Source organism: Chryseobacterium sp. KACC 21268 (assembly GCA_028736075.1).
GTDB lineage: Bacteria > Bacteroidota > Bacteroidia > Flavobacteriales > Weeksellaceae > Epilithonimonas.
Genome location: CP117875.1, coordinates 3,714,204 through 3,738,078, shown reverse-complemented (window position 1 = coordinate 3,738,078; position 23,875 = coordinate 3,714,204). Strand labels below are relative to the sequence as shown.

Annotated in this window: 23 protein-coding genes; 15 read left to right on the top strand and 8 right to left on the bottom strand. The window is 36.7% G+C overall.

All coding sequences use genetic code 11. From position 1 onward, the window contains the following. Positions 1-197: 197 nt before the first annotated feature. The 5 genes from PQ459_17095 (at position 198) to PQ459_17075 (ending at position 6,559) form a co-directional block, all read left to right on the top strand. The gene (locus PQ459_17095; protein WDF46605.1) at positions 198-1,616 is read left to right on the top strand and encodes an L-serine ammonia-lyase; all 1,419 of its coding nucleotides are present in this window, start codon (positions 198-200) and stop codon (positions 1,614-1,616) included. A gap of 76 nt (positions 1,617-1,692) precedes the next feature. Next, positions 1,693-2,673, top strand: a complete 981-nt coding sequence (locus tag PQ459_17090; GenBank protein WDF46604.1) for a T9SS type A sorting domain-containing protein — start codon at positions 1,693-1,695, stop codon at positions 2,671-2,673. A 204-nt stretch (positions 2,674-2,877) separates the two neighbouring features. Beyond that, complete coding sequence (locus PQ459_17085; GenBank protein WDF46603.1) at positions 2,878-4,602, top strand: DEAD/DEAH box helicase; 1,725 nt, start codon at positions 2,878-2,880, stop codon at positions 4,600-4,602. A gap of 151 nt (positions 4,603-4,753) precedes the next feature. Continuing rightward, positions 4,754-5,392: a DUF47 family protein gene (locus PQ459_17080; GenBank protein WDF46602.1), complete on the top strand. Its 639-nt coding sequence runs from the start codon at positions 4,754-4,756 to the stop codon at positions 5,390-5,392. A gap of 24 nt (positions 5,393-5,416) precedes the next feature. After that, positions 5,417-6,559 (top strand): inorganic phosphate transporter, encoded by a 1,143-nt coding sequence (locus PQ459_17075; GenBank protein WDF46601.1) that lies wholly within the window; start codon positions 5,417-5,419, stop codon positions 6,557-6,559. A gap of 50 nt (positions 6,560-6,609) precedes the next feature. Here PQ459_17075 and PQ459_17070 read toward each other — a convergent pair whose 3' ends face one another. Together PQ459_17070 and PQ459_17065 are read right to left on the bottom strand one after the other, a co-directional pair. Further along, a complete protein-coding gene (locus PQ459_17070) occupies positions 6,610-7,329 on the bottom strand; it encodes a LytTR family DNA-binding domain-containing protein (protein WDF46600.1) in 720 nt (239 codons plus the stop codon). 3 nt (positions 7,330-7,332) lie between these two features. Then, positions 7,333-8,382 (bottom strand): histidine kinase, encoded by a 1,050-nt coding sequence (locus PQ459_17065; GenBank protein WDF46599.1) that lies wholly within the window; start codon positions 8,380-8,382, stop codon positions 7,333-7,335. Between the two features lie 198 nt (positions 8,383-8,580). Here PQ459_17065 and PQ459_17060 point away from each other — a divergent pair, with 198 nt between their 5' ends. The 5 genes from PQ459_17060 to PQ459_17040 all read left to right on the top strand — a co-directional run bounded on the left by PQ459_17060 (position 8,581) and on the right by PQ459_17040 (position 13,217). Then, positions 8,581-9,918 (top strand): serine hydrolase, encoded by a 1,338-nt coding sequence (locus PQ459_17060; GenBank protein ID WDF46598.1) that lies wholly within the window; start codon positions 8,581-8,583, stop codon positions 9,916-9,918. 155 nt (positions 9,919-10,073) lie between these two features. After that, positions 10,074-11,045 carry a polyprenyl synthetase family protein gene (locus tag PQ459_17055; GenBank protein ID WDF46597.1) on the top strand — a complete coding sequence of 324 codons (972 nt, stop codon included), beginning with the start codon at positions 10,074-10,076 and terminating at the stop codon, positions 11,043-11,045. 87 nt (positions 11,046-11,132) lie between these two features. Then, positions 11,133-12,086: a GSCFA domain-containing protein gene (locus tag PQ459_17050; GenBank protein ID WDF46596.1), complete on the top strand. Its 954-nt coding sequence runs from the start codon at positions 11,133-11,135 to the stop codon at positions 12,084-12,086. Positions 12,087-12,151: 65 nt separating this feature from the next. Continuing rightward, positions 12,152-12,922, top strand: coding sequence for a TatD family hydrolase (locus tag PQ459_17045; protein ID WDF46595.1), 771 nt, complete (start codon positions 12,152-12,154; stop codon positions 12,920-12,922). A gap of 22 nt (positions 12,923-12,944) precedes the next feature. Continuing rightward, positions 12,945-13,217, top strand: coding sequence for a hypothetical protein (locus PQ459_17040; protein WDF46594.1), 273 nt, complete (start codon positions 12,945-12,947; stop codon positions 13,215-13,217). 50 nt (positions 13,218-13,267) lie between these two features. On the opposite strand, the gene PQ459_17035 is transcribed toward PQ459_17040, so the two are convergent. The 5 genes from PQ459_17035 to hpt all read right to left on the bottom strand — a co-directional run bounded on the left by PQ459_17035 (position 13,268) and on the right by hpt (position 17,385). Further along, positions 13,268-14,515 carry a DEAD/DEAH box helicase gene (locus PQ459_17035; protein WDF46593.1) on the bottom strand — a complete coding sequence of 416 codons (1,248 nt, stop codon included), beginning with the start codon at positions 14,513-14,515 and terminating at the stop codon, positions 13,268-13,270. Positions 14,516-14,619: 104 nt separating this feature from the next. Next, positions 14,620-15,105 (bottom strand): DUF6438 domain-containing protein, encoded by a 486-nt coding sequence (locus PQ459_17030; GenBank protein WDF46592.1) that lies wholly within the window; start codon positions 15,103-15,105, stop codon positions 14,620-14,622. A gap of 42 nt (positions 15,106-15,147) precedes the next feature. Next, a complete protein-coding gene (obgE, locus tag PQ459_17025; protein WDF46591.1) occupies positions 15,148-16,131 on the bottom strand; it encodes a GTPase ObgE in 984 nt (327 codons plus the stop codon). A 73-nt stretch (positions 16,132-16,204) separates the two neighbouring features. Further along, on the bottom strand, positions 16,205-16,783 hold the full coding sequence (locus PQ459_17020) for an adenylate kinase (GenBank protein WDF46590.1): 579 nt from the start codon (positions 16,781-16,783) through the stop codon (positions 16,205-16,207). A gap of 47 nt (positions 16,784-16,830) precedes the next feature. After that, positions 16,831-17,385, bottom strand: a complete 555-nt coding sequence (hpt, locus tag PQ459_17015; GenBank protein ID WDF46589.1) for a hypoxanthine phosphoribosyltransferase — start codon at positions 17,383-17,385, stop codon at positions 16,831-16,833. 141 nt (positions 17,386-17,526) lie between these two features. Between hpt and PQ459_17010 the strand changes: the two genes are divergently transcribed. The 5 genes from PQ459_17010 to murI all read left to right on the top strand — a co-directional run bounded on the left by PQ459_17010 (position 17,527) and on the right by murI (position 22,891). Next, a complete protein-coding gene (locus PQ459_17010) occupies positions 17,527-18,573 on the top strand; it encodes a PASTA domain-containing protein (protein ID WDF46588.1) in 1,047 nt (348 codons plus the stop codon). 44 nt (positions 18,574-18,617) lie between these two features. Beyond that, entirely contained in the window at positions 18,618-19,685 is a 1,068-nt protein-coding gene (locus PQ459_17005) for an RluA family pseudouridine synthase (GenBank protein ID WDF46587.1), read from the top strand. 18 nt (positions 19,686-19,703) lie between these two features. Further along, positions 19,704-20,672 carry a PorP/SprF family type IX secretion system membrane protein gene (locus tag PQ459_17000; protein ID WDF46586.1) on the top strand — a complete coding sequence of 323 codons (969 nt, stop codon included), beginning with the start codon at positions 19,704-19,706 and terminating at the stop codon, positions 20,670-20,672. A 53-nt stretch (positions 20,673-20,725) separates the two neighbouring features. Next, complete coding sequence (gene hemW, locus PQ459_16995) at positions 20,726-21,850, top strand: radical SAM family heme chaperone HemW (protein WDF46585.1); 1,125 nt, start codon at positions 20,726-20,728, stop codon at positions 21,848-21,850. Positions 21,851-22,060: 210 nt separating this feature from the next. After that, on the top strand, positions 22,061-22,891 hold the full coding sequence (gene murI, locus PQ459_16990) for a glutamate racemase (protein ID WDF46584.1): 831 nt from the start codon (positions 22,061-22,063) through the stop codon (positions 22,889-22,891). Here murI and PQ459_16985 read toward each other — a convergent pair. Continuing rightward, positions 22,888-23,784 carry a LysR family transcriptional regulator gene (locus PQ459_16985; GenBank protein WDF46583.1) on the bottom strand — a complete coding sequence of 299 codons (897 nt, stop codon included), beginning with the start codon at positions 23,782-23,784 and terminating at the stop codon, positions 22,888-22,890. The genes murI and PQ459_16985 overlap by 4 nt on opposite strands. Between the last annotated feature and the right edge of the window lie 91 nt (positions 23,785-23,875).

Sequence of the window (23,875 nt, the reverse complement as noted above, 5' to 3'; positions counted from 1 at the left end):
TTGATGCGATAAAATGAAAATTAAATTATTTTCATTAAAGTGAACTAAAGTGTATTTTATATTAATTAGAATGGTGTATTTTATTGATTAATATTCAAAAGTTAATTTTTAATTAATGCTTGATTCAGAGCTATTTTTTACGACGAATTGCATAGACTTCAAAAATCAATTACTTTTACCGCAATCAATTTGTCTTAATGGAATCTATCAGTGTTTTTGATATTATAAAAATCGGAATCGGACCGTCATCTTCCCACACAATGGGACCTTGGAACGCATCCAAGATGTTTTTGGATTTGGTCAAGCGCAATCATTCTTTGCAAGATTTGAAAGAAGTTTTTGTGGAATTCTTCGGCTCATTGGCGAAAACTGGTGTTGGCCACGGAACCGATATTGCAGGAATGCTCGGCCTCAGCGGAGAAAATTTCCGAACGATTGACACCAATAAGATTGATGAGAAAATTGATAAAATAAAATCAGAACAAAAAATCAATCTTGGCGGAGAGATTTGGTTGCCATTTGTTTATGGTCATCATTTAATCCTTAACAAAGAAAAATCCCTCGACTTTCATCCAAACGGAATGATTTTCAAAGTGGTTTTCGAAAATGGTGAAGTTTTCAGTCAAGATTATTATTCCGTTGGAGGCGGATTTGTTGCCACTACCGAAGATAATTCGATGGAAGACCGTTGTGTCCGCACGCTTTATCCTTGTCATCACGGGAGCGACATTCTGAAATACATCGATAAATTGAAGCTTGATAAAATCTCGGACTTGGTTTTTCAAAACGAAGAATCCTGGAGAACCCACGAAGAAACGCGCCAGAAAGCCCTGGAAATTTGGGAAAATATCAAAGATTGTGTTTACAAAAGCATCAACAAAAAAGGAATTTTGCCAGGCGGTTTAAATGTTACCAGGAGAGCGTCTGAAATGAATGAAAAACTCCTAGGAACCCAGATTTACAAAAACAAAAACGAGTGGTTCGAAATGGTTAGACACCAAGAAAAAACATTCAGTTCCGTCACAAAATGGGTTTCTTGTTTTGCGCTTGCCGTTAATGAAGAAAATGCCTCTTTCGGAAGAATTATCACAGCGCCTACAAACGGCGCAAGTGGTGTGATTCCTGCTGTTTTGATGTACTCGCAGGTTTTTACCGAATTTAATTCTGAGGAAGATATTATCAGATTCCTATTGGTTGCAGGTGAGATTGGAACTTTATTCAAAAAAAATGCAACTATTTCTGCTGCAATGGGCGGTTGTCAGGCAGAAGTGGGCGTTTCGTCCGCAATGGCAGCGGCTGGACTTACAGAGATTTCCGGGGGAACGCCAGCTCAAGTTTTAATGGCCGCAGAAATCGCTATGGAACATCATCTAGGACTGACTTGCGACCCGATTGGCGGGCTTGTTCAAATCCCTTGTATCGAACGAAATTCTATGGGTGCGATGAAAGCAATAACCGCAGCATCTTTGGCGTTGGATGGCGATCCTTCAAAAGCGAAAGTCTCTTTGGATAGTGTTATCAAGTCAATGTGGGAAACGGCGTTGGATATGAATTCGAAATATAAAGAAACATCGGAAGGTGGTTTGGCTGTGGCAGTGAATGTTGCGGAATGCTAATCTCAAAAAACTTGGTCTAACTATTTGATAAGTTGTAAATAAAAATATCTTTGCAAAATTATAAAAACTAAGAACGATGATAAAACAATTATTAATTATTGCAGGATTAGTTTCTTGCCCTTTTCTTTATTCTCAAAATGTCAATATTCCAGATGCAAATTTCAAGGCTTACTTACTAGGGAATTCTAGTATCAATACCAATGGCGATGGCGAAATACAACTTTCCGAAGCTAATAATTTTACAGGATCTATAGATTGTCCTTCCAGCAATATAGCGAGTCTGACAGGGATAGAAGCTTTTGTGAAAATATATCAACTGATTTGCTATGACAATCAAATAAAAAGTTTAGACACCAGTAAAAACATCGCCTTAACTTCACTGGAATGTGCTAATAATCAACTGACAAATCTCATTGTAAGTCCAAGCACAATATTAAATACAATCAATTGTGATCATAACCAACTGACGAGCCTTGATGTTTCCAAAAACATAGCTTTAGAATCTTTTGATTGTTCCAACAACAAATTGACGAGTCTTGAAGTCAGCAAAAACACGGCTTTATTCTTTTTAGGCTGTTATCAGAATCTAATAACTAATTTAGACTTAAGTAAAAATACGGCTCTTACTGAGGTGTTATGTTCGAATAATAATTTGACAAAGCTTAATTTGAAAAACGGAAATAATGTCAATATTTCTTCTGTTGGTTTCAGGCAAAATCCTAATCTTAATTGCATCCAAGTAGACGATGCGGCTTATTCCACGTCCAACTGGACGGAAAGAGATAGTTGGTCAACTTATAACACCAATTGTGGTTATTTGTCAACAACAGATATTAAAAATTCAATTTTAAAAATCTATCCAAATCCTGCTAGTAATACTCTAAATATAGAAACAAAAGATCACTTTCAAAAAGCAGAAATTTATAATATTAATGGGCAATTAATGAGAACTTCGCGACTTCAAGAAATTAATATTTCAAATTTGCCAAAAGGTAATTATATTTTAAATGTTGAAACAGACAATGGTTCGAATTCAGAAAAATTCATAAAAGAGTAACTATCTTTTTAAACAAAAATAAAATCCTTTTAAATCGCAAAATATAGGAGGATTTTTTTTGTGGCAACTTTATTCTAATAACCTATCTCATAACATCTATTTCAATGTTAATTTTACGTAATAAGGAATCGTTAAAAAAGAAGTCATTTTGTTATCAAAAATAAAAAGTGTACCTTTGCACCAATTATTAGACGATCTTTTTAAATGAATTTATTTACGGAATCCAATCTTAGCGCTGAAGTTCTTCAGGCGATTGGCGACCTCGGCTTCGTAGAGCCGACAGAAATCCAAAAACAGACTATTCCTTTTATCTCTACAGATACTCGCGATCTTATCGCACTTGCGGCAACAGGAACAGGCAAAACAGCAGCGTTTTCGCTTCCGATTTTGGATATGATAGACGACAATAGTCGTAAAATCCAATTATTGGTGCTTTGCCCTACTAGAGAACTTTGCCTCCAGATTACCAAAGACATCAAGAATTATACTAAATACCTTAGAAACATCAAGACTACTGCAGTCTATGGTGGTAGCAGTATTATGGATCAGATCAAATCTCTTAGAGACAAACCACAGATCATCGTGGGAACTCCAGGACGTGTGATTGATATGATCAACAGAAAAGCATTGGACTTTTCTGAAGCGCAATGGGTAGTTTTAGACGAAGCTGACGAAATGCTTTCTATGGGTTTCAAAGACGATTTGGAAACCATATTGAGAGAAACGCCAGATACAAAACAAACTTTCCTTTTCTCTGCTACAATGAGCAAAGAAGTGGAACGTATTTCTAAAAATTATTTGACTAATCCTCATAGAATTACTATCGGATCTGTCAATGAAGTGAAGAAAAACATTACGCATGAATTTTATGTTGTTGGTTACAGACAGAAGAAAGAAGCTCTTAAGAGACTGATTGACGCTAATCCAAACCAATATTCCATTATTTTCTGTAGAACAAGAATGGAAACTCAGGAGGTTGCAGACTTCTTGATGCAGAATGGTTATGCGGCAGATGCACTTCACGGTGATCTTTCTCAAGCTCAAAGAGATACAGTGATGAAGAAATTCAGACTGAAAAACATCGATATTTTGGTAGCGACAGACGTTGCAGCTAGAGGATTGGATGTAGATTCTTTGACACACGTGATCCATTTCTCTTTACCAGATGATCCGGAAGTTTTTGTTCACAGAAGTGGAAGAACAGGACGTGCTGGTAAAAACGGAATCTCGATGACGTTGGCAAAACCAGAGGAAAGCAGAAAAATGAAGCAGATCAAGGCTGAAACCAAGATCGAAATCGTTGAGAAAAAAATTCCTACTGGAAAAGAAATTATTAAAGCTCAAGTTGGCGGTGTTTTCGAAAAGTTATTGACGGAACACGTAGACGTTATTGATTTTGACGAGAGTTTGATCCCAGATCTTTCAGCTTTCACTAAGGAGCAGTTGGTAAGCCAACTATTGCAATTCCAATTGAAGGAAATGGCGACTTATTATCAGAATAGCAATGATCTTGCAGATCAGAAATTCGGTAATAGCAGAGACGATAAGCCAGGAAGAAGAGATAGAGACGGCAGAGACAGAGATAGAGGTTCCAGAGATGGCGGTTCTTTCCGAGACAGAGATGGCAGAGGAGATCGTGGTGGATCTAGAGATGGCGGCAGAGACCGTAAGCCTAGACGTAACAACGAAGATATGGTAAGATTCTTCTTCAACCTTGGAAAAAGAGACCAATTGAAGAAAGTTGATATGCTGGAGATCATCAACAAAGCGACTTCTAAATCTAAGAAAAGAGCGGATATTGGTGAGATCGAAATCTTGGACAAATTCAGTTTCTTCGAAATTGAAAAGTCCTACAAGAATGAAGTTATGGATGGATTAACTAGTATGAAGTTTCGGGGAAAAGAAATGAGAGCAGAAGTAGCTCAATAGTCAAAAAAGCCGAAAATTTATAAAAAATATAATACGTAAAAGCCTGCTAATCAGCAGGTTTTTGTGTTATTTAATCTTAATAATTAATTAACATAAAAATTTCCATTGCCTTTTGTTTTTTAGTCATATTTGCACAAATTAAACAAAAATAATGGGAATAGGTAATCTTTTCAGAGCGTTTCAGCCTAAGGATAAAATCTTTTTTGAACTGTTTCTTCGTGTAGCAGATAACTTGGTGGAGATGTCAAAAACATTTCACGACGGTTTGCTGGATTTTGATATCAATGATGAAACATTGTTGAATCAAATGAGTGATTACGAACATAAATTGGATGATTTGACTCACGAGATCTATGTGCAGCTAGGTGAGAATTTCATTACGCCGTTTGACAGAGAGGATATCAACTATCTGGCTTCCGGATTGGATGATATTGCTGATTACATCTACGCTTCTGCAAAATATATTTATTTATATAAAAGTCCGGAGAACAAAGTTTATTCTGAGTTTTCTCTTTTGATCCACAAATGTTGTATCGAGATCAAGAAAGCGTTAGAGAACCTGAAAGATTTCAAAAATCCAAACGAGGTGAGAGAATCTTGCATCAAGATAAATTCTTACGAGAATATTGCTGACGATGTTTTGAGCCAGGCAATTGTGAAGTTATTCGAAACCAATGACGCACTTTTGATCATCAAGCAAAAATCGATCTTGGACTATCTAGAGATCGTGACGGACAAAGCAGAGGATGTTGCCAACACAATGGAGAGCATAGTTATCAAATACGCATAAAAAGCAGTATCTAAAAATAAACGAATGGAATTTCCAATTCTACTAATTGTCATTATCGCTCTCGCGCTGATATTTGATTATATTAATGGTTTTCACGATGCAGCCAACTCTATCGCAACCATTGTTTCTACAAAAGTACTGACGCCTTTTCAAGCTGTTCTTTGGGCAGCATTCTGGAATTTTGCCGCGTTTTTCATAGCTGCTTACGTTGTAGGCGAATTTAAGATTGGTAACACGATTGCCAAGACAGTGGATGAGAACTTCATCACGCTGGAGGTTATTTTTGCAGGGCTTATCGCTGCGATTGCGTGGAATCTATTGACGTGGTGGTTCGGGATTCCGTCCTCATCATCTCACACTTTGATCGGTGGATTTATCGGAGCTGCATTGATGCACGCTTTGATCACCGATTATCATGTCATCGCCATCACACATCCAGATTATTCTTTCTTCGAAAAGGCCTACCAAGCATTTGTGCAGCTCTTTACGCAGAATGTTGTGAAGTACAAAGTGGTGATCCCAATTTTCCTATTCATCTTTATGGCGCCGCTTATCGGTATGGCGATCTCGATCATCATTACTTTGATCATCGTTAATATCTGTAAAAGAGCAAATCCACATAAGGCGGAACGTGTTTTCAAGAAATTACAGTTGGTTTCTTCTGCATTATTCAGTCTTGGACACGGGACCAATGATGCGCAAAAAGTAATGGGAATCATTGGAGCAGCGATGATCTATTTCCACGTGAATATGATGAAAGATCCTTTGTATCTGAACATTCCGGAAGCTGACCGTTTTAATTTCTTTGCAGAGCATTACCTTTGGGTACCAGTTGTATCTTTCTTAGCTATCGCTTTGGGTACAATGAGTGGTGGTTGGAAGATCATCAAGACGATGGGAACTAGAATCACGAAAGTAACGCCATTGGAAGGTGTAGCTGCGGAAACAGCAGGTGCTATCACGCTTTTCATCACAGAACAATTGAGGATTCCAGTTTCTACGACACACACTGTTACAGGTGCCATCATCGGGGTTGGATTGACTAAAAGGGTTTCGGCTGTAAGATGGGGAATTACCGTAAGTTTGCTTTGGGCTTGGATCCTTACAATTCCGATCAGCGCCATCGTTGCAGGAATTACTTATCTGCTTTTTATATTGGTATTTTAATTTTAAAGTTAAATTTAAAACATATAGCTTCTCAGTTTTGGGAAGCTTTTTTATTTAATTTTCAATTTTTTGTAAACCTGCTCGCGATAGCTTAATCCTATTGGAATACTTTTTTTATTGCTTAATAAAATGACATTTTGTTCCAGATAGTTGATTTTATTAAGGTTGACAAAAAACGATTTGTGTACCCTGCAGATAAAATTTTGCTCCTTCAAGTTTTCCTCAATGGAAGCCAAAGTTCCGTGCACTATTATTTTATCTGTTTCAGTATGCAAACAAATATAATTTCGCATTCCTTCTATGTAAATCAATTCAGCGGGATTTATTTTTACCAAGCGTTTATCACTTTTCGCATAGAAACTGTCATTAGAATTTTCATTTATTATGGAAGCTAAATCTAGTTTTGGTGTTAAGAATTGAATTGCTTTCTGAATACTTTTAGAAAAGCGGTCAAGCGAAATAGGCTTTAATAAATAATCTAAAGCACTTTGGTCAAAAGCATTCAAAGCATATTGATTGTAAGCTGTGGTGTAAATTATAGCAGGAGGATTGTTGAACATTTCGACAAAATCAGTCCCTTTGATTTCGGGCATTTTGATGTCCAAAAAAATCAAATCGATGTTTTTGTCTTTATTTAAAAAAGCAATGAGTTCAAAAACGTTGTTGAAAACGCCTTCTAACTTTAGAATATCAAATTTTGAAATATGATGTGTCAGAACTTCCTGGGCCAGCTTCTCATCATCAACAACTAAACATCTTATTTTTTTCATCATCTAAAATTTTATTTCAAGATTTACCGTGAAGATGTCTTTGTTTTTATCAATTTCAAATCGATGTTTTGAAGGATAAATCAATTGCAATCGTTTACGGATATTTTCAATTCCAATACCTCCAACATCTTTCTTTGCCGACTCTTTGAAACTGTTTTCACAAATAAATATAAGGCTATTATCATCGCAACTCAAAGTGGCACGGATGTAAGAATTGCCAATCGTAGAATCTGTTCCGTGTTTGAAAGCGTTTTCTATCAAAGGCAATATGAGCATCGGCGCAATTTTCATCGAGTCTTTTACATTTTCATGATGAAAAGTGATGCTTGCGCTTGCTGGCATTCTTAGTTTTTCAATCTCAATGTAAGTATTCAAAATATGAATTTCGTTGGTAACAGAGATTTCTTTTTCCTGAGTTTCATAGAGAGAATATCTCAAAATATCAGATAATTTTAAAATTACATCTGGCGTTTTTTCGGATTTTTTAAGTGCTAATGCGTACAAACTGTTCAAGACATTGAAGAGAAAATGAGGACTGATTTGAGATTTCAATAGACTAAGTTCAGCAATGGCTTGCTGGGTTTCTATCTGCTTTTCGTTTTTGATTTTCAGTAAAAAACGTTGTACAGAATAGCCTATTGCCAAAGCAGACATTACCATGATGACCGCTGGAAAAGCATCAAAATAGTATTGATAATTTTCAATGATTTTTGGCGCAGAAGAAGTCACTGCAAATGGCGTAAAATCTGCCAATTCTGTGGTGTTGAATCGAGTATAAAGCCACTGCAAGTATTTTCCGGTTGCAATTGTCGCAAGAATAAAAACAACTAGTAACGAGACTAAATATCGTTCTAATTTTTTATTGCGCTGGAGATTTCTAAGAAGCAAAAAATTGTTGATCCAAGCTGGCAAAAAAAGCAATACATTGTAGATCAAAATAAAAACTACTGGCAGATTTTTATCATTATTATCTACTGAGGCAAACAATATAAACCCTGTAAATAGGAAGTTTAGCAATAGCCGAAGTAAATTATAATCTTTTAATAATCCCATTATTTTTTTAATCACATCGTAAAGTTAAATATTTTCCATTGGCATAGATTGATTTTTATACCAACGGTTGTTATTCTTAGACAAACATACTTGATGTATGTCTGAAAACTGTTTGTCCAAGTTTTATGGCAGTTGGTCAAAAAAATGAAAAGATGGAAGTTGCTTATGACGTTATTTGCTTTAAATAAATATCTAACAATGAAAAAAATCTACTTCTTTCTCATCTTTAATATTTTTGGTTTTGCCTCTGCACAAAATTCAGATTACAAAAAATCGGTCGATAGTTTGATGGATTATCTCACAAAGGAAAATTCTTTTCTCGGAAACATAGAGCTGAGAAAAGGAAATGAGATTGTCTATGAATATAATTCTAATCCGCTTGAACCAAAAAATGGACAATATAGAATTGGTTCTATCACAAAAATTTTTACAGCGATTGTGATTTTTCAGTTGATAGAAGAAAACAAGTTGACACTGGATACTAAATTAATCGATTTCTATCCGGATATCAAAAATGCGAAAGATATAACGATAGAAAATCTGTTGTCGCACACCAGTGGGATTTTCAATTTTACAGCTTGGGAAAATTACTACTCAACACGGAATCAAAAATTTTCTAAAGCACAAATTCTAGAGATTATCAACAACGGAAAGCCTGAGTTCAAACCAAAAAAAGATTGTGTCTACAGCAATTCCAATTATACTTTGCTCGGCTACATCATCGAAGATCTGACCAAAAAAAGTTATACTGTAAATGTCAAGGAAAGAATTATAGACAAAATTGATTTGAAGCATACTTTTGTAGCGGAAAGCGAGCAAGATGTTAATAATATAAAATCTTACTTGTTCAACGGAGAAGATTGGTATGAGGATATGAGCTCCAATCCTAGCCTTCCTTTTTCTGCTGGTGCCATAGTCTCTAGCACAAGCGATTTGAATCAATTGATGAATCAGCTGTTCCACGGTGATTTGGTCTCAAAAAAATCTCTTTCTACAATGCAAACTTTGAAAAATAAAACTATCGGTCACGGCTTTTTCGCAGCACCGTTTTATGATAAAATTTGTTGGGGACATACTGGTAGGATTGACGAGTTTAAGAGCGCAACGTTTTATTTTCCCGCAGAAGATTTGTATTTGTCCATATTGACAAATGGTTCCAGAGGAAATCTGAATGATGTTACAGTTGGTTTGCTCTCCAAATATTATGGCAAAAAATATTCTTATCCAACATTTTACCACTCAGAAATCTACGAGCCCAAGGCCTTAGTTTTTACAGGCACATACAGGGCAAAATTAGCAGGATTGATTACTATTGGGGAATTTGAAATCACGGAGGCAAAGAACGGTTATTTGTTTATGAGTGAACTGCAGGATGGAAAAACAGGAGAGCGAGCCTTGCTAGAAAGGATAGATGCCAACACTCTATACCTCAGAAGTGCAAAAGGAAAACTGATTTTCACGCTAGAAAATGACAAAGTGAAAAAACTGATTTTGGAGCAAGGCAAAATGTCCATAAAATGTAAAAAGATAAAATGATTTCTTGTGAACGTTAGAAATCCTAATTCTATCTTTACATAAATAGCTTTCCAGTTTTGGGAAGCTTTTTTTATCATTAATTCTCATAAAACAAGATTCAAAATCTTGGTAGAACAATTGTAAAAAACGTATTTTTGCCTCAAACAAGTTTTTAAATGGAATTCCTAGATCAGTATCAGAAAATTGTAGCAGACGCTATCGAAAAACATACGTTTACCAACAAACCAGACGAGTTGTACCACCCGATGAATTACATCATTTCTCACGGTGGAAAGAGGCTTCGTCCAATCATGTTGCTAATGGCCTGCGATCTTTTCCAAGGCGATTTGGAAAAAGCTTTGAAACCATCTTTGGCCATCGAGTTTTTCCACAATTTTACCTTGATCCACGATGATATTATGGACGAAGCCCCATTGAGGAGAAATAAACCAACAATCCATACTCTCCACGGAATCAATGTTGGGATTCTTTCCGGAGATGCTTTATTGATCAAAGCGTATCAATTCTTCGAAGATCTGGAACCGGAATTATTCAAAAAGTGTATCAAAATATTTTCTGAAACTGGCGCTGTTCTTTGCGAAGGTCAGCAGTTTGATATCAATTTTGAGAATATGTCGAATGTCTCTTATGACGATTACATCCAAATGATCACCTTCAAAACTGGTGTTCTGAGTGCCTCATCTTTTCAGATCGGGGCGTTGATCGCTGGAGCGTCAGCAGAAGATGCAGAAGCGATGTACAACTTCGGAAAGCACATCGGGATCGCTTTCCAAATTATGGATGATTATCTGGATGTTTTCGGAAATCAGGAACAATTTGGGAAGAAACACGCGGGTGATATTTATGAGAATAAAAAAACCATTCTTTATCTTTTAGCCCTAGAGCACGCCAATCCAGAGGAATTATCTGAACTGAATTATTGGTATTCCAAAAAAACTGACAATGTTGACAAAGTTTACAGCGTTGAGAAGATTTTCCGTAGAACAAAAGTGGATGACAAAGTTCTAAGACTGATCCAAAAACATAACGAGATTGGTCAAAGTTATCTTGATCAGATCAATCTTCCAGACGAGAAGAAATTGCCATTCCGAGAACTGGCAAATTATCTTTTGAGAAGAGAATCTTAATATAATAATGTATCCATTTACCAATTTAACAATGATTTTAGAGATTGGTAGATTCTTACATTGATAAATTGTTACATTTTAAAAATAATGAAATTCAGAACAGAAGTAGATATTAATGCAAGTGAGAGAAAAATCGGGACAGATGATTGCATCTTCACCATAGGATCGTGTTTTGCGACGGAGATGCACGATAAATTTTCTGAAGGCCAGATCCAATCTTTGAACAATCCATTTGGGACAATCTTCAATCCGTATTCGATCAATAATGCGATCCAGCAGATCTATGATGCGAAGGAATATCAGGAAAGTGATTTGATCTTGGCCAATGAAAGTTATATCAGTCTCGATCATCATTCATCTTTCGATTCGTGGTTTGCGAAACAATCGTTGGAGCATATCAACAAAAATATAGAGGAAGCGAATCAGTTTTTGCAGAACACGAGTTTTGTAATTATCACATTTGGAACGTCTTACATTTATGAATTTCTTCCAAAGAAAAAGCTGGTTGCCAACTGTCACAAGATTCCACAGAAGTTTTTCGAGAAACGATTTTTATCCAATCAGGAATTGACGGAATCCATCAATCAAACTATTGATACTCTGAAAGATATTTGTAAAAAAGATGTGCAGATCCTGTTCACGGTTTCGCCCGTTCGTCACACCAAAGATGGGATTGTCGAAAATCAGTTAAGTAAATCAAAATTGATAATGGCCATTCACGAATCGATTTCTGGAAAAGAAAATTGCCATTATCTTCCAATCTACGAATTGATGATGGATGATCTCCGTGATTACAGATTTTACAAGGAAGATATGATCCACCCGAATTCTCAGGCTGTTCAATACATTTGGGAAAAATTCGGGAATGCTTATTTCACCGATGAGACCAAGCTTTTCATTAATGAAAATAATAAGATCCTCACTGCGCTGAATCACAAAACAGCAGATGAGAAGAATCCAAAATATCAGGAATTCTTAGAAAAAATCAATCAAAAGATCCGTGATCAGCAGAAGAAAGTAAAACACAAAATATTCGGTTGATAGTTGATGGTTTTTAGTTGATAGGCTTCTTCTGACAACCAGCAACAATCAACTAACAACTAAAAATGATAGACACACACACACATTTATACTCCGAACAATTTGATGAAGACCGCACAGAGATGATCCAGCGGGCTTTGGACAAAGGCGTGGAGAAATTCTTCCTTCCGGCAATTGACTCCGAAACACATCAGAAAATGCTCCTCCTCGAAACCGAATATCCTGGGAAAATTTTTTCGATGATGGGATTGCATCCTTGCTCCGTACAGCCAGATTCTTGGGAAAACGAATTGAATCTCGTTCAGAATTATCTTTCTCAGCGCGACTTTGTGGGCATAGGCGAAATTGGGATCGATCTGTATTGGGACAAATCGACTTTGGATATTCAGGTCAAAGCTTTCGAACAGCAGATCGATTGGGCGATTGAAAAAGATATTCCAATTGTGATCCATTCCAGAGAAAGTTTTGATGAGACTTTTGAAGTTTTGGAGCGAAAGAAACATCCGAAATTACGAGGAATTTTCCATTGTTTTTCAGGAAATCTGGAACAGGCGAAACAAGCTATCGACCTTCAATTTTTTTTAGGAATCGGAGGTGTAGTGACATTTAAAAATGGAAAGATCGATCAGTTCTTGAATCAAATTCCATTAGACAAAATCGTTCTGGAAACAGATTCACCTTATTTGGCGCCAGTTCCGTTCCGAGGAAAACGAAACGAAAGTTCTTACGTAGAATTGGTCGCTGGAAAGTTGGTTGATATTTACGGAAAAGACTTTTCTGAGATTGAAAGGATCACCACTGAAAATGCCAATAAAATTTTTAGTACTTTAGACTAATAATAAATCTAATAGTCTAAGTATGAAAAACAAACCTCAAATTTTACTGGTCATAGGCATCATTGCTTTGGTCATTGGCGGATATCTTTACTCTCAAGTTGATGGTGACGCGGTCAATCAAAAAAATATAGAGATTGCGACAACAGCTACCAGCGCAGAAGAAGCTGCACGACAGATCTCTGCCAATAATAGGAGTGAGGTCGGAGGTAATTCGATAGCGCTTTTTTTACTGGGTTTGGGTGGCGCAATCACGGTAATCTCAATCATTAATTTGGTGAAAAAGAAACCAGCATAATTTATTCGATTTAAAATAAAAAAAACCGGAAATTGCTTCCGGTTTTCTTTTTATTTTTTTCTGTAGAAATTACTTTTATTCTTAGGCTTTTCGGAGCGTTGACCGTTTGGTCTTGGTCTCGGTGTGAAAGGCTTGTTGTTGCTGTCTCTCTTCTGTTCCACAAGATTGTCTGTGTGAAAAGGATGATCCGTTACAACAGGGATTTTCTTCCCGATCAGTTTCTCGGTATTTCTAAGATTCGCAAGATCCAAAGCATCTACGAATGAGAAAGAAGTTCCTTCTGATCCTGCTCTTCCCGTTCTTCCGATTCTGTGAACGTAAGTTTCGGAAACGTCGGACAATTCGTAATTCACAACGTATTTCAACTCATCAATATCAATACCTCTCGCTGCGATGTCTGTCGCTACCAAGATTCTTGTTCTTTTTGATTTGAAGTTGGAAAGTGCGTTCTGTCTTGCATTCTGAGACTTGTTTCCGTGGATCGCTTCTGCAGAAATATTGGACTGATGCAATTTCTTTACAATCTTATCTGCGCCGTGTTTTGTTCTCGAGAAAACCAAAACCTGATCGAATTTCGGATCTTCCAAAAGGTGGATCAAAAGATCGGTCTTGTTGTTATTATCAACAAAATAAATACTTTGCTGGATCGTGTCAGCAGTAGAAGAAACCGGAGCTACTTCAACTCTTACCGGATTGATCAAGATCTCAGAAGCCAACTTTGCGATTTCTTTCGGCATCGTTGCAGAGAAGAAAAGGTTTTGTCTTTTTGCTGGGATCAATTTCAGAATTTTTTTCACATCGTGAACAAATCCCATATCCAACATTCTATCCGCCTCATCCAGAACAAAAATTTCTAAGTGATGAAGTTTTACAATGCCTTGGGAAATAAAATCCAACAACCTTCCGGGAGTCGCGATCAAAATATCAACGCCTCTTTTAAGTTGCTGTTCTTGTGCGTGCTGTTTCACACCGCCGAAAACCACAAGGGATTTCAGTTTCAGATGTTTTCCGTAGTCTTGGAAGTTTTCTTCGATCTGGATCGCCAATTCACGTGTCGGTGTCAAGATCAACGCTTTGATCTGATTTCTGTGTGGTTCTTTGGCAGAAGAAAGATTTTGTAAAATAGGGATGGCAAATGCCGCTGTTTTTCCTGTTCCTGTCTGTGCGCTTCCCAAAAGGTCTCTGCCTTGCAGGATAGATGGAATCGCTTTTTCTTGTATTGGTGTAGGTTGTTCGTAACCTTGCGCTTTTAAGGCGTCTAATATTGGCTTGATCAAGCCTAATTCGTCAAAATTCAAATGGAATATTTTTTTAATTTAATAAAGTAAAAATTCCTCCGTATATTAGGAGGAATTAATATGTTGCAAAGGTAACTTATTTAAAATAAAGTCGAGATTAAGTCTTATTTAACTTTTACCCACTTTTGATTTTGCTTAATTTCATCGATCAACGTTGTGAGATCGGTCAATGTTTTTGGTTTTTCGCCTGCCGACATTGCGATGTCTCTTTTGGTTCCGTCAGCAAAAGTAACTCTCAAATTTACTTTCGACGCGTCCATAATTTGCTTGTCGATGTAACTTTCATTTAATGTTTTAATATTAGCAGCATCTGTCGCAACCACCAATTTATTATAATCTTCTGGACTCAAGGTTGCTTTGAAGGTGCCTTCTCTTGGTTTATTGAAGTCATCTTTCGATCCGCCTTCCGTAAAATTAAAACGTTCTGCTTCCAAAATTGCATTTCGGTTGGAATCAATTGTGATTTTGTAGGTTGGGCAAAATCCGAAACAAGGGCCAACTTCATATTCTATTGCAGAATATTTTGAAACTTGAGATGAGTTACAAGACATCAATCCTAAAAAAACCATTAATGTGAATAAATATTTCATCGTATTTTTTTGTGTTTAGACTTTCAATAATTGTTCCGAAATTTATCCGTGCAATTTTTTCCAGATGGCATCTTTCAATTCCTGAAGTCCTTCGCCAGTCACACCGGAGAAGAATAATGGTTGTCTGTTTTCCGGGAATTCTGCTGCGATCTCTCTTTTCAATTCATCATCCAAAAGATCAGCTTTCGAAACGGATAGAAGGAAATCTTTGTCCAAAAGTTCAGGATTGTATTCCTTAAGTTCATTCTCCAAAATTTTAAATTCCTGGAAATGATCCTCAGAATCAGCCGGAATTAAAAATAATAGAATTGAGTTTCTTTCAATATGTCTTAGGAATCTGTGTCCAAGACCTTTTCCTTCCGCCGCACCTTCGATGATTCCAGGAATATCGGCCATTACGAAAGATTTATAATTTCTCCATTCCACGATTCCAAGATTTGGTTTCAAAGTGGTGAAAGCATAATCCGCAATCTTTGGTCTTGCTGCAGAAACGGATGAAAGAAGTGTGGATTTTCCAGCATTCGGGAATCCAACTAATCCAACATCAGCAAGCAGTTTCAATTCGAAAGTCACGAAACCTTCCTGTCCGTCCATTCCGGGTTGTGCAAATCTTGGGGTTTGGTTGGTAGAGGATTTGAAATGCTCATTTCCTTTTCCACCCTTTCCACCTTCCATTAGGATGATTTCTTGTCCGTCTTCCAGGATTTCGCCTACGATCTCGCCTTCTTCATTTCTGGCAATTGTTCCCATCGGCACATCGATGTAAACGTCCTCGCCGTAAGCACCTGTCAATTGGTTTTTTTGACCGTTGTGTCCACGTTCTGCTTTGATGTGACGTGTATATCTTAATGGTAAAAGTGTCCATTCGTGAGCATTTCCTCTCATAATCACGTGACCACCACGTCCACCGTCGCCACCATCCGGACCACCTTTCGGGATATATTTTTCTCTACGAAGGTGAGCCGATCCAGCACCGCCGTGACCGCTTTTACAGTGGATTTTTACGTAATCTACGAAATTTGACATAATATTTTTATTAATGGAAGATGGAAGTCCGAAGATGGGAAAACTTCCCGCTTCTGACTTCCATCTTCCGGCTTTATTTAATTTTTTCTACTTCAGCAAAAAGTTTTTCAGAGATCTCGGAGATGTTGCCAACGCCGATCACTTCTGCATATTTGCCTTGTTTTTTATATAATTCTGCAACTTCTGCAGTTTTTGTATAATATTCTGTGATCCTATCTCGGATGATGTCCTCATTAGAATCGTCTGTTCTTCCGCTGGTTTCTCCTCTTTTCAGAAGTCTTTCCACCAAAACCGCATCATCTACAATTAATGATAGACAGATGCTGATCTCCGAATTCAATTCTTCTTTCACGATGGTTTCCAAGGCTTCTGTCTGAACTGCAGTTCTAGGGAATCCGTCAAAAATAAATCCATTGGTTTCTGTCGGTTTTCTCAACTCATCAATTAACATATCAATTGTGACTTGATCTGGAACCAATTGTCCTTTATCGATGTATGATTTTGCTAATTTTCCGAGCTCTGTATCATTTTTCATATTAAATCGAAAAAGATCTCCGGTAGAAATTTGTTTAAGATTGAATTTCTCGATGAGATGTTGAGCCTGGGTTCCTTTTCCACTTCCTGGAGGGCCAAAGAGAACAATATTGATCATATTACTTTAATTTATTTAGATTTATTTCTTTCTATTTTGAGTAGAGATTAATGATTGATTCTACCTTCTTCCAATTGATATAGGTCTGGTAAATTTCTTCCTAATTCATCATAATCCAATCCGTAACCTAGCACGAACTTGTTTGGAATTTCTTTAGCCACATAATCCACGATGAAATCTTTTTTGAAGACATCTGGTTTTAAAAGTAAAGAAGCTACTTTCAGAGACTTAGGACGTTGCGTGTTTTTGAAATATTCAAAGAGATTTTCCAATGTGTTTCCTGTATCCACTATGTCTTCCATGAGAATGATATGACGATCCATAACATCTTTTGTCAATTCCATTTTTTTGTAAACAATACCTGTAGATTGCGTCCCAGAGTAAGAACTTACTTGCAAAAAGGCAATTTCACATTTACCAGGATAATATTTTAAGAAATCCGAGAAAAACATAATGACACCATTCAGAACACCAATGAAAATTGGGGTTTCATCTTTGTAATCTTCGTAAACTTTTTCTGCTAATTCTTTAATAATTGCCTGAATTTCATCGTGTTTCAGGTATGGTACGAAACTTTTGTCGTGAACTTGTATAGACTCCATATGTATTTCAAAGTGCAAAAATAAGATTTTTAAACCAAACCGCCCATTTTCTTTTTTTTAATCGCTTTTTTACAATTCATAGAAAAGGGTAATACAATTTAATTATCTATATTTGCGTTACGTTTCTGAAAAAGAATAATTATGTTCAAATCGCTTTTCCACTGGAAAGTATTACTTAATATCGTATTGGCAATGGCGTTTTTCGCCGGTTTGGTTTGGCTTACATTCCGTTGGTTGGAGTATCATACCCACCATGGAGATGAAGTTCCTGTGCCAAATGTGATGAATATGAAAGTGCACGACGCTATCAAGATTCTTGATGATTCCGGTTTGGAATATGAGGTTGATAGTTTCAAATATGATCCAAAATTTCGTCCTTTTCAGGTACTGGCAGTTTTCCCATCGCCTGGAGCAAGTGTGAAAAGCGGGAGAGCAATCGTTCTAAAAGTTAATCCAAGAACTTGGGCAAAAGTAGCAGTTCCAGACATTATTGACAGATATAAAGGTTTGGCATTTAATCAATTGAACCTTGTTGGGTTAAAAGTTGGTGATACGCTTTTTGAACCAAGTATTCAGAGAGATGCGGTTCTAAGGATTATTTATAACGGTTCAAGCATCAAACCTGGAACTTTATTGCCAAAGTTTTCAAGTGTAGATTTAGTAATCGGATCTGGACCTTTGAGAAATGTTTCAATTCCTAATGTGGTAGGAAGAACAGTTCAGGAAGCTAAAAAAATAATTGCTCAGGCATTGTTTGAAGTCGGAATCGTAGATCACGAAGATGGTGGCAAGGATGATTCGGATATCGTTTATTATCAGGATCCCGCATTTGGATCACTTCGAGATCAAGGCATGCAGATCGATCTCTGGGCTAGTAAAAAAACACCTGCAGAGATGCAAAGTAAAATACAGCAGTTAGATGAGATGTACCGACCAAAAATTGATACCACATTGGCGCCAATCCAGTACAACGAGGTTCCACCGCCTACTATTGAGCAAAGACCGGTAGTTACAAAACCGCCAGTTTCTTCGAACCCTTCAGCGGGTGGAACAACATCTGCCACACCAAAACCAAAACCTACAACCACACAGCCTGCAAACACTGCAGCGCCCGTGAAACAGAATACAACGCCACCCTCTACAAAACCTGTAGAAAAGCCCAAGCCAAAAAAAGTGGTAATTGAATAAAACAAAGGCTTCGACATCAGTTGAAGCCTTTTTAGAATTAAAATATGCTGGACGAGACAGAAGATTTCCTAGAAGACGAATTAATTAATCAAGATAGTTCTGCTGATGATGAAAACAGCGGCTTGTATGAGCACGTCAATATTACAGTTGATAAAAAACAGGAACCGCTGAGAATTGATAAATTTTTATTGATTTTTCGTCAGAATTCTTCGCGAAACAAAATTTCTCAAACTTGTAAAGCTGGCAATGTCATTGTCAATGGAAAACCTGTAAAACAAAATTACAGAGTAAAGCCTGGCGACGAGGTAAGCGTTCTTCTGGCACATCCACCAAGAGAAAATACCATCATACCACAAGATATTCCTATCAATATCGTTTATGAAGATAGCGATTTGATCATTGTGGACAAAGATCCGGGAATGGTTGTACATCCGGGATTTGGAAATTGGGACGGAACGCTTGTGAATGCATTGGCTTTTCATTTTGCTAAGGATCCAAATTATAATTCAGACTTGGACAGAGTAGGTTTGGTTCACAGAATTGATAAAGATACTTCGGGATTATTAGTCATTGCAAAAACTGAATATGCACTGAGTTATTTAGCGAAGCAATTTTTTGACAGAACAACCAAACGTCTCTATTGGGCATTCGTGTGGGGAAATGTAAAAGAAGATACTGGAACCGTAACAGGACACATCGGTAGGCATCCGAAAAACCGCATGCAGATGTACACCTATGAAGATGGAAGCCACGGAAAACATGCAGTGACTCATTATAAAGTTTTGGAGCGTTTCCGCTATATGACTTGGATAGAATGTAAATTAGAAACTGGCAGGACCCATCAGATTAGGGCTCATTTGAAGCATATTGGACACACTTTGTTTAATGACGCAAGATACGAGGGAAATATCATAATGAGAGGCATCAACTTACCAAAGTACAAGCAATTCGTACAAAATGTTTTTGAAGTGCTACCAAGGCACGCTTTGCATGCACATACTTTGGGATTCATACATCCAACAACGAAAAAAGAAATGTACTTCGAAAGTCCAATGCCAAAGGATATGCAAGAGGCATCCGAGCGCTGGAGAAAATATCTAGATAATAACTAGAGTTTATATATTTGCATAATGAAGAAAAGTTACCATATTTATAAACTGTTTTTGCTGTTTATAGCAGTTTTTTCTATAAAAGCAAATGCCCAGGAAACTTTGCCGTTCTATCAGCAATATCTTGTTGATGGTGATTTTTTGTTTAATCCTGCATTGTTGGGAAAGACAGATGATGTAGTTCTGAACCTCAATTATCAGAAACAGTTTTCACAACTCAGCGAATCTCCAAACGTACAGTCCATCGGTTTACATGCCAATGTTTTTGATAGAGTCGGAGCAGGAATATCATTTTTTCGAGATCAAAACGGACCGATTTCTTCTAATGGAGTGATGCTTGGAGCTTCCTACTTTATTCCTATTTCTGATGAGGAAGATCGCCAGGACCAGTTTTCATTTGGTCTGGGAACCAATCTTTATAATATGAATATCGATTATGGGCAAGTTCATGCGGAGCAAGAAGGCGATCAGGTTTTAGGAGAAAATACCAACGATATTTTTCTGGCTTATGTAAATTTGGGAGCAGCAGTTAGATCACGTCATTTTTTTGCAGGCGTTTCTGTCGTTGACATTCCTATCAGTAATACTTTACCAATCGACAACGGAATAGAGCCTTCTCCAACCAAGTTTTATTTCAATGCAGGTTACGATTGGCATTTTACAGATGGTATCTTTCTCACGCCCTCTGTGATGATGAATCTTAATACCAATTCTTCAAGGATATTCGATTATAACTTGATGGCAACCGCATTTGGTGAGAAGAACAATATCTCTGCAGGAATCAGTTTCCGAAGTGCAAAAAGTGCCGTTGGAAGCCAGAATCTAGGGATGTCACCCATTATCAAAGGTAGAGTAGGAAACTTTACATTTGGTGGTGTTTACAACTTTGGCGTTTCAGAACTGACAGAGAATTTCGGCAATAGTTTTATGTTGTCCATTGGATTCAATATCGAAAACTTCATTAACACCAGAGGTTTCAGATACAGATAATTTTTAATTAAAATTAAATACCTTTGAGCTCTGAATTTTTCAGGGCTTTTTTAATGATATATCTTCATATTCCTTTCTGCAAGCAAAAATGCAGTTACTGTAATTTTCATTTTTCGACTTTGTTTAGTTTGAAGGATGAAATGCTTCTGGCCATCAAAAAAGAAATAGGATTAAGACATCACGAGCTCGAAAATAAAACCATCAAATCACTCTATTTCGGTGGAGGAACGCCTTCAGTTCTTACTGTCGACGAAATTAAATCTTTGATTGACGAATTTCAAAAATATTTCAGTTTTGATGAGAATGTTGAAATCACGTTAGAATCAAATCCTGATGATTTAAGTAAAAACTTCCTCAAAGAATTATCCCAGACAGAAATTAATCGATTGTCCATCGGAACTCAAAGTTTTTTCGATGAAGATTTGAAGCTGATGAATCGCGCGCACAACGCTTCCGAAGCAGAAAGTTCCATCAAACGCGCTCAGGATTTTGGATTGGAAAACATCAGCATCGATTTGATTTACGGTTCGCCAACTTCAAACTTCGAAATCTGGAAACATAATCTCAACAAAACCATCGAGTTGCAAGTTCCGCACGTTTCATCTTACGCTCTAACTGTCGAACCAAAAACAGCTTTGGAAAAATGGATTGAAAATGGAAAAGTTAGTTCGCCCGAAGAAGCTGAACAGAATCAGGAATTCTATTATATGTCTGATTTTCTGAAAGATAATGGATTTGACCACTATGAAATTTCAAATTTCGGAAAGCCTGGATTTCATTCCAAACACAATTCAGCGTATTGGAAATCTGAACCTTATTTGGGAATTGGTCCGTCCGCGCATTCTTACAACGGAAATCTCGAAAGAAGCTGGAATGTTGCCAACAATTCGCTTTACATCAAGAATATCAATCAAAATATTATCCCAAAAGAAACCGAAATTCTATCCGAGAAAGACCGTTTCAATGAAATGATGATGATTGGTTTAAGGACAGTCTGGGGCGTTGATTTAAATAAAATCAATCAAAATTTTTCCTCAGAAATAATCGATTATCTACACAAAGAAATCAATCCAAAACTAGAATCCGGAATTCTGAAAATCGAAAACAATTATCTTTTAATTCCAGAAAAACACTGGTTTTTAGCAGACGGAATTGCGAGCGATTTGTTTATGGTTTAAATTTACTTTCAAATCTAAACATCATTTTGTCATTCCGTATGAATCTAAACTTCGAGATTCTTTTAAAATGACAAAAACTTCTAATAAAATTCCTATTTTTGTCAAGCTAAATCTTTGCTAAGTTTTACGCCTTTGTGAACTTAAAATATTTTCAATAAAGGTCAATAAAAACTTTGTGAACTTTGTGTTCAAATTTCATACATTAAACTCTTGAAAAAGAAAAAAGCCGACTACACCGATCTTTCAGCCAATCAGCCCATCGGAATTTTTGATTCCGGCGTTGGCGGTTTGACGGTTGCAAAGGAAATTAAACGACTGTTGCCTAACGAAGATTTGATTTATTTTGGTGATACAAAACATCTTCCTTACGGCGAGAAATCCCGTGAAGCGATTGTTGGATATTCAACCAAAATCACACAGTTTTTGTTGGAGAAAAATTGCAAAGCCATCGTCATTGCCTGTAATTCTGCGACTGCAAATGCTTTGAAGGAAGTTCAGGATTTGGTTGAGGAGAAGGTTCCGGTGATTGATGTGATTAATCCTGTGGCGGAAAAAGTGTCGTACGAAATTCACAACAACGTTGGCGTCATTGCAACCAAAGCAACGGTGAATTCAGGACTTTACAAAAAATCAATCCGAAAACATAACAAGTTCATCAAAGTTGATGAATTGGCAACGCCACTTCTCGTTCCTGCGATTGAAGAAGGTTTTAAAAATCATCCAATCACACATTCGATTATTTATAATTATTTGAGTAATAGTAAATTAAAGAATATCGAAACATTGATTCTCGGCTGTACACATTATCCACTTTTGATAGACGAAATCAAGCAATACTACGGAAACCGCGTTCGCGTCATCGATTCTCCAAATATCGTTGCCAACCAATTGAAAATGATTTTGGACAAGCATAATCTTCTCAATGAAGAAAATCACAGACCAACGTATCAATTTTTCTTATCCGATATTACCAAAAATTTCGAAAAAATCTCAAAGAAATTCTTCGGAAAATCGATTGATTTGGAACATATTGTTCTTTAGAAATTCTCATTTCGGAATATCTCTTTGATTCTATCAATCTCGTTTTGAACATTATTTTTCACACGTTCACCAAAATAAAGTGTGTTCTCAATTTTATTATTTCCTTCCCACGCAATCTCGATTCCGCCACTGGCAATCTCTTTTTTACAGAGAAAATCGGGGACGATTGAGAATCCGGAATTTCCACTTAAACATCGTACAATAGAGCAAATATTTGGAACAATATAATTTGGTTTGAAGTCGGGATGACGATTGAAATTGGCTTTCCAAAAGTTATTCAAGTGTTCCATATCCGCCGCGGTGCTGTACCAGATTTGCTGTTTCAACCAAGCTTCTGCTTCTTCGATTTTATTTTTCTTAATCAGATTTTTGAATTCCGAAGTATCGGTTCCGGTTCCATTAATCAAAACAATTTTTTCTTTGGAAAACGAATCGAAATTCAAGTTTTTCAAATTGGTTTTTCGTGGCGTAATTATCAAATCCAACAAGCCATTGTCCAAATCCGAAAACATTTGTTCATACAGACCAAAACGAATAATGACATTAAAATCAAAATTCGGGATATGCTTTTCCAAAGTAAATTGAAAGGTTTCGAAACACATTCCAATACTCACCGTTGAACGTTCCGTTTTTGTTGTTTTATGGAAAGTTTGTTCAGCAGTTTCCAGCTTCAAAAGTGGTTCCAGCGTGAAATTATATAGGATTTTTGCTTTCTCAGTCGGAATCAACTTTTTAGAAATTCTTTCGAACAACGTATAACCAACATAAGCTTCCAACGAGCCAATATGAAGACTTACGCCAGGCTGTGAAATGTACAATTCCTTCGCCGCTTTCGTGAAAGATTGGGTTTCATAAACACTCTTAAAAGTTCTGAGCCATTCTAGATTTATCATTTTATCATCATAATTATAATGCAAATGTATGATTTAAATTATTTTTATAATTCATTTTTCTGTCGGAAATTTGCACTATCAATAATTTAAA

Bases quoted from the DNA above. Each gene is read 5' to 3' on its own strand.
- PQ459_17040 (WDF46594.1), top strand. From the start codon at position 12,945: ATGAAAAACAAACCTCAAATTTTACTGGTCATAGGCATCATTGCTTTG.
- PQ459_17085 (WDF46603.1), top strand. From the start codon at position 2,878: ATGAATTTATTTACGGAATCCAATCTTAGCGCTGAAGTTCTTCAGGCG.
- PQ459_17080 (WDF46602.1), top strand. From the start codon at position 4,754: ATGGGAATAGGTAATCTTTTCAGAGCGTTTCAGCCTAAGGATAAAATC.
- PQ459_17000 (WDF46586.1), top strand. From the start codon at position 19,704: ATGAAGAAAAGTTACCATATTTATAAACTGTTTTTGCTGTTTATAGCA.
- PQ459_17005 (WDF46587.1), top strand. From the start codon at position 18,618: ATGCTGGACGAGACAGAAGATTTCCTAGAAGACGAATTAATTAATCAA.
- PQ459_17010 (WDF46588.1), top strand. From the start codon at position 17,527: ATGTTCAAATCGCTTTTCCACTGGAAAGTATTACTTAATATCGTATTG.
- hemW (WDF46585.1), top strand. From the start codon at position 20,726: ATGATATATCTTCATATTCCTTTCTGCAAGCAAAAATGCAGTTACTGT.
- PQ459_17020 (WDF46590.1), bottom strand. From the start codon at position 16,783: ATGATCAATATTGTTCTCTTTGGCCCTCCAGGAAGTGGAAAAGGAACC.
- hpt (WDF46589.1), bottom strand. From the start codon at position 17,385: ATGGAGTCTATACAAGTTCACGACAAAAGTTTCGTACCATACCTGAAA.
- PQ459_17045 (WDF46595.1), top strand. From the start codon at position 12,152: ATGATAGACACACACACACATTTATACTCCGAACAATTTGATGAAGAC.
- PQ459_17090 (WDF46604.1), top strand. From the start codon at position 1,693: ATGATAAAACAATTATTAATTATTGCAGGATTAGTTTCTTGCCCTTTT.
- PQ459_17055 (WDF46597.1), top strand. From the start codon at position 10,074: ATGGAATTCCTAGATCAGTATCAGAAAATTGTAGCAGACGCTATCGAA.
- PQ459_17075 (WDF46601.1), top strand. From the start codon at position 5,417: ATGGAATTTCCAATTCTACTAATTGTCATTATCGCTCTCGCGCTGATA.
- PQ459_16985 (WDF46583.1), bottom strand. From the start codon at position 23,784: ATGATAAATCTAGAATGGCTCAGAACTTTTAAGAGTGTTTATGAAACC.
- PQ459_17060 (WDF46598.1), top strand. From the start codon at position 8,581: ATGAAAAAAATCTACTTCTTTCTCATCTTTAATATTTTTGGTTTTGCC.
- PQ459_17050 (WDF46596.1), top strand. From the start codon at position 11,133: ATGAAATTCAGAACAGAAGTAGATATTAATGCAAGTGAGAGAAAAATC.
- PQ459_17030 (WDF46592.1), bottom strand. From the start codon at position 15,105: ATGAAATATTTATTCACATTAATGGTTTTTTTAGGATTGATGTCTTGT.
- PQ459_17095 (WDF46605.1), top strand. From the start codon at position 198: ATGGAATCTATCAGTGTTTTTGATATTATAAAAATCGGAATCGGACCG.
- obgE (WDF46591.1), bottom strand. From the start codon at position 16,131: ATGTCAAATTTCGTAGATTACGTAAAAATCCACTGTAAAAGCGGTCAC.
- PQ459_17065 (WDF46599.1), bottom strand. From the start codon at position 8,382: ATGGGATTATTAAAAGATTATAATTTACTTCGGCTATTGCTAAACTTC.
- PQ459_17070 (WDF46600.1), bottom strand. From the start codon at position 7,329: ATGAAAAAAATAAGATGTTTAGTTGTTGATGATGAGAAGCTGGCCCAG.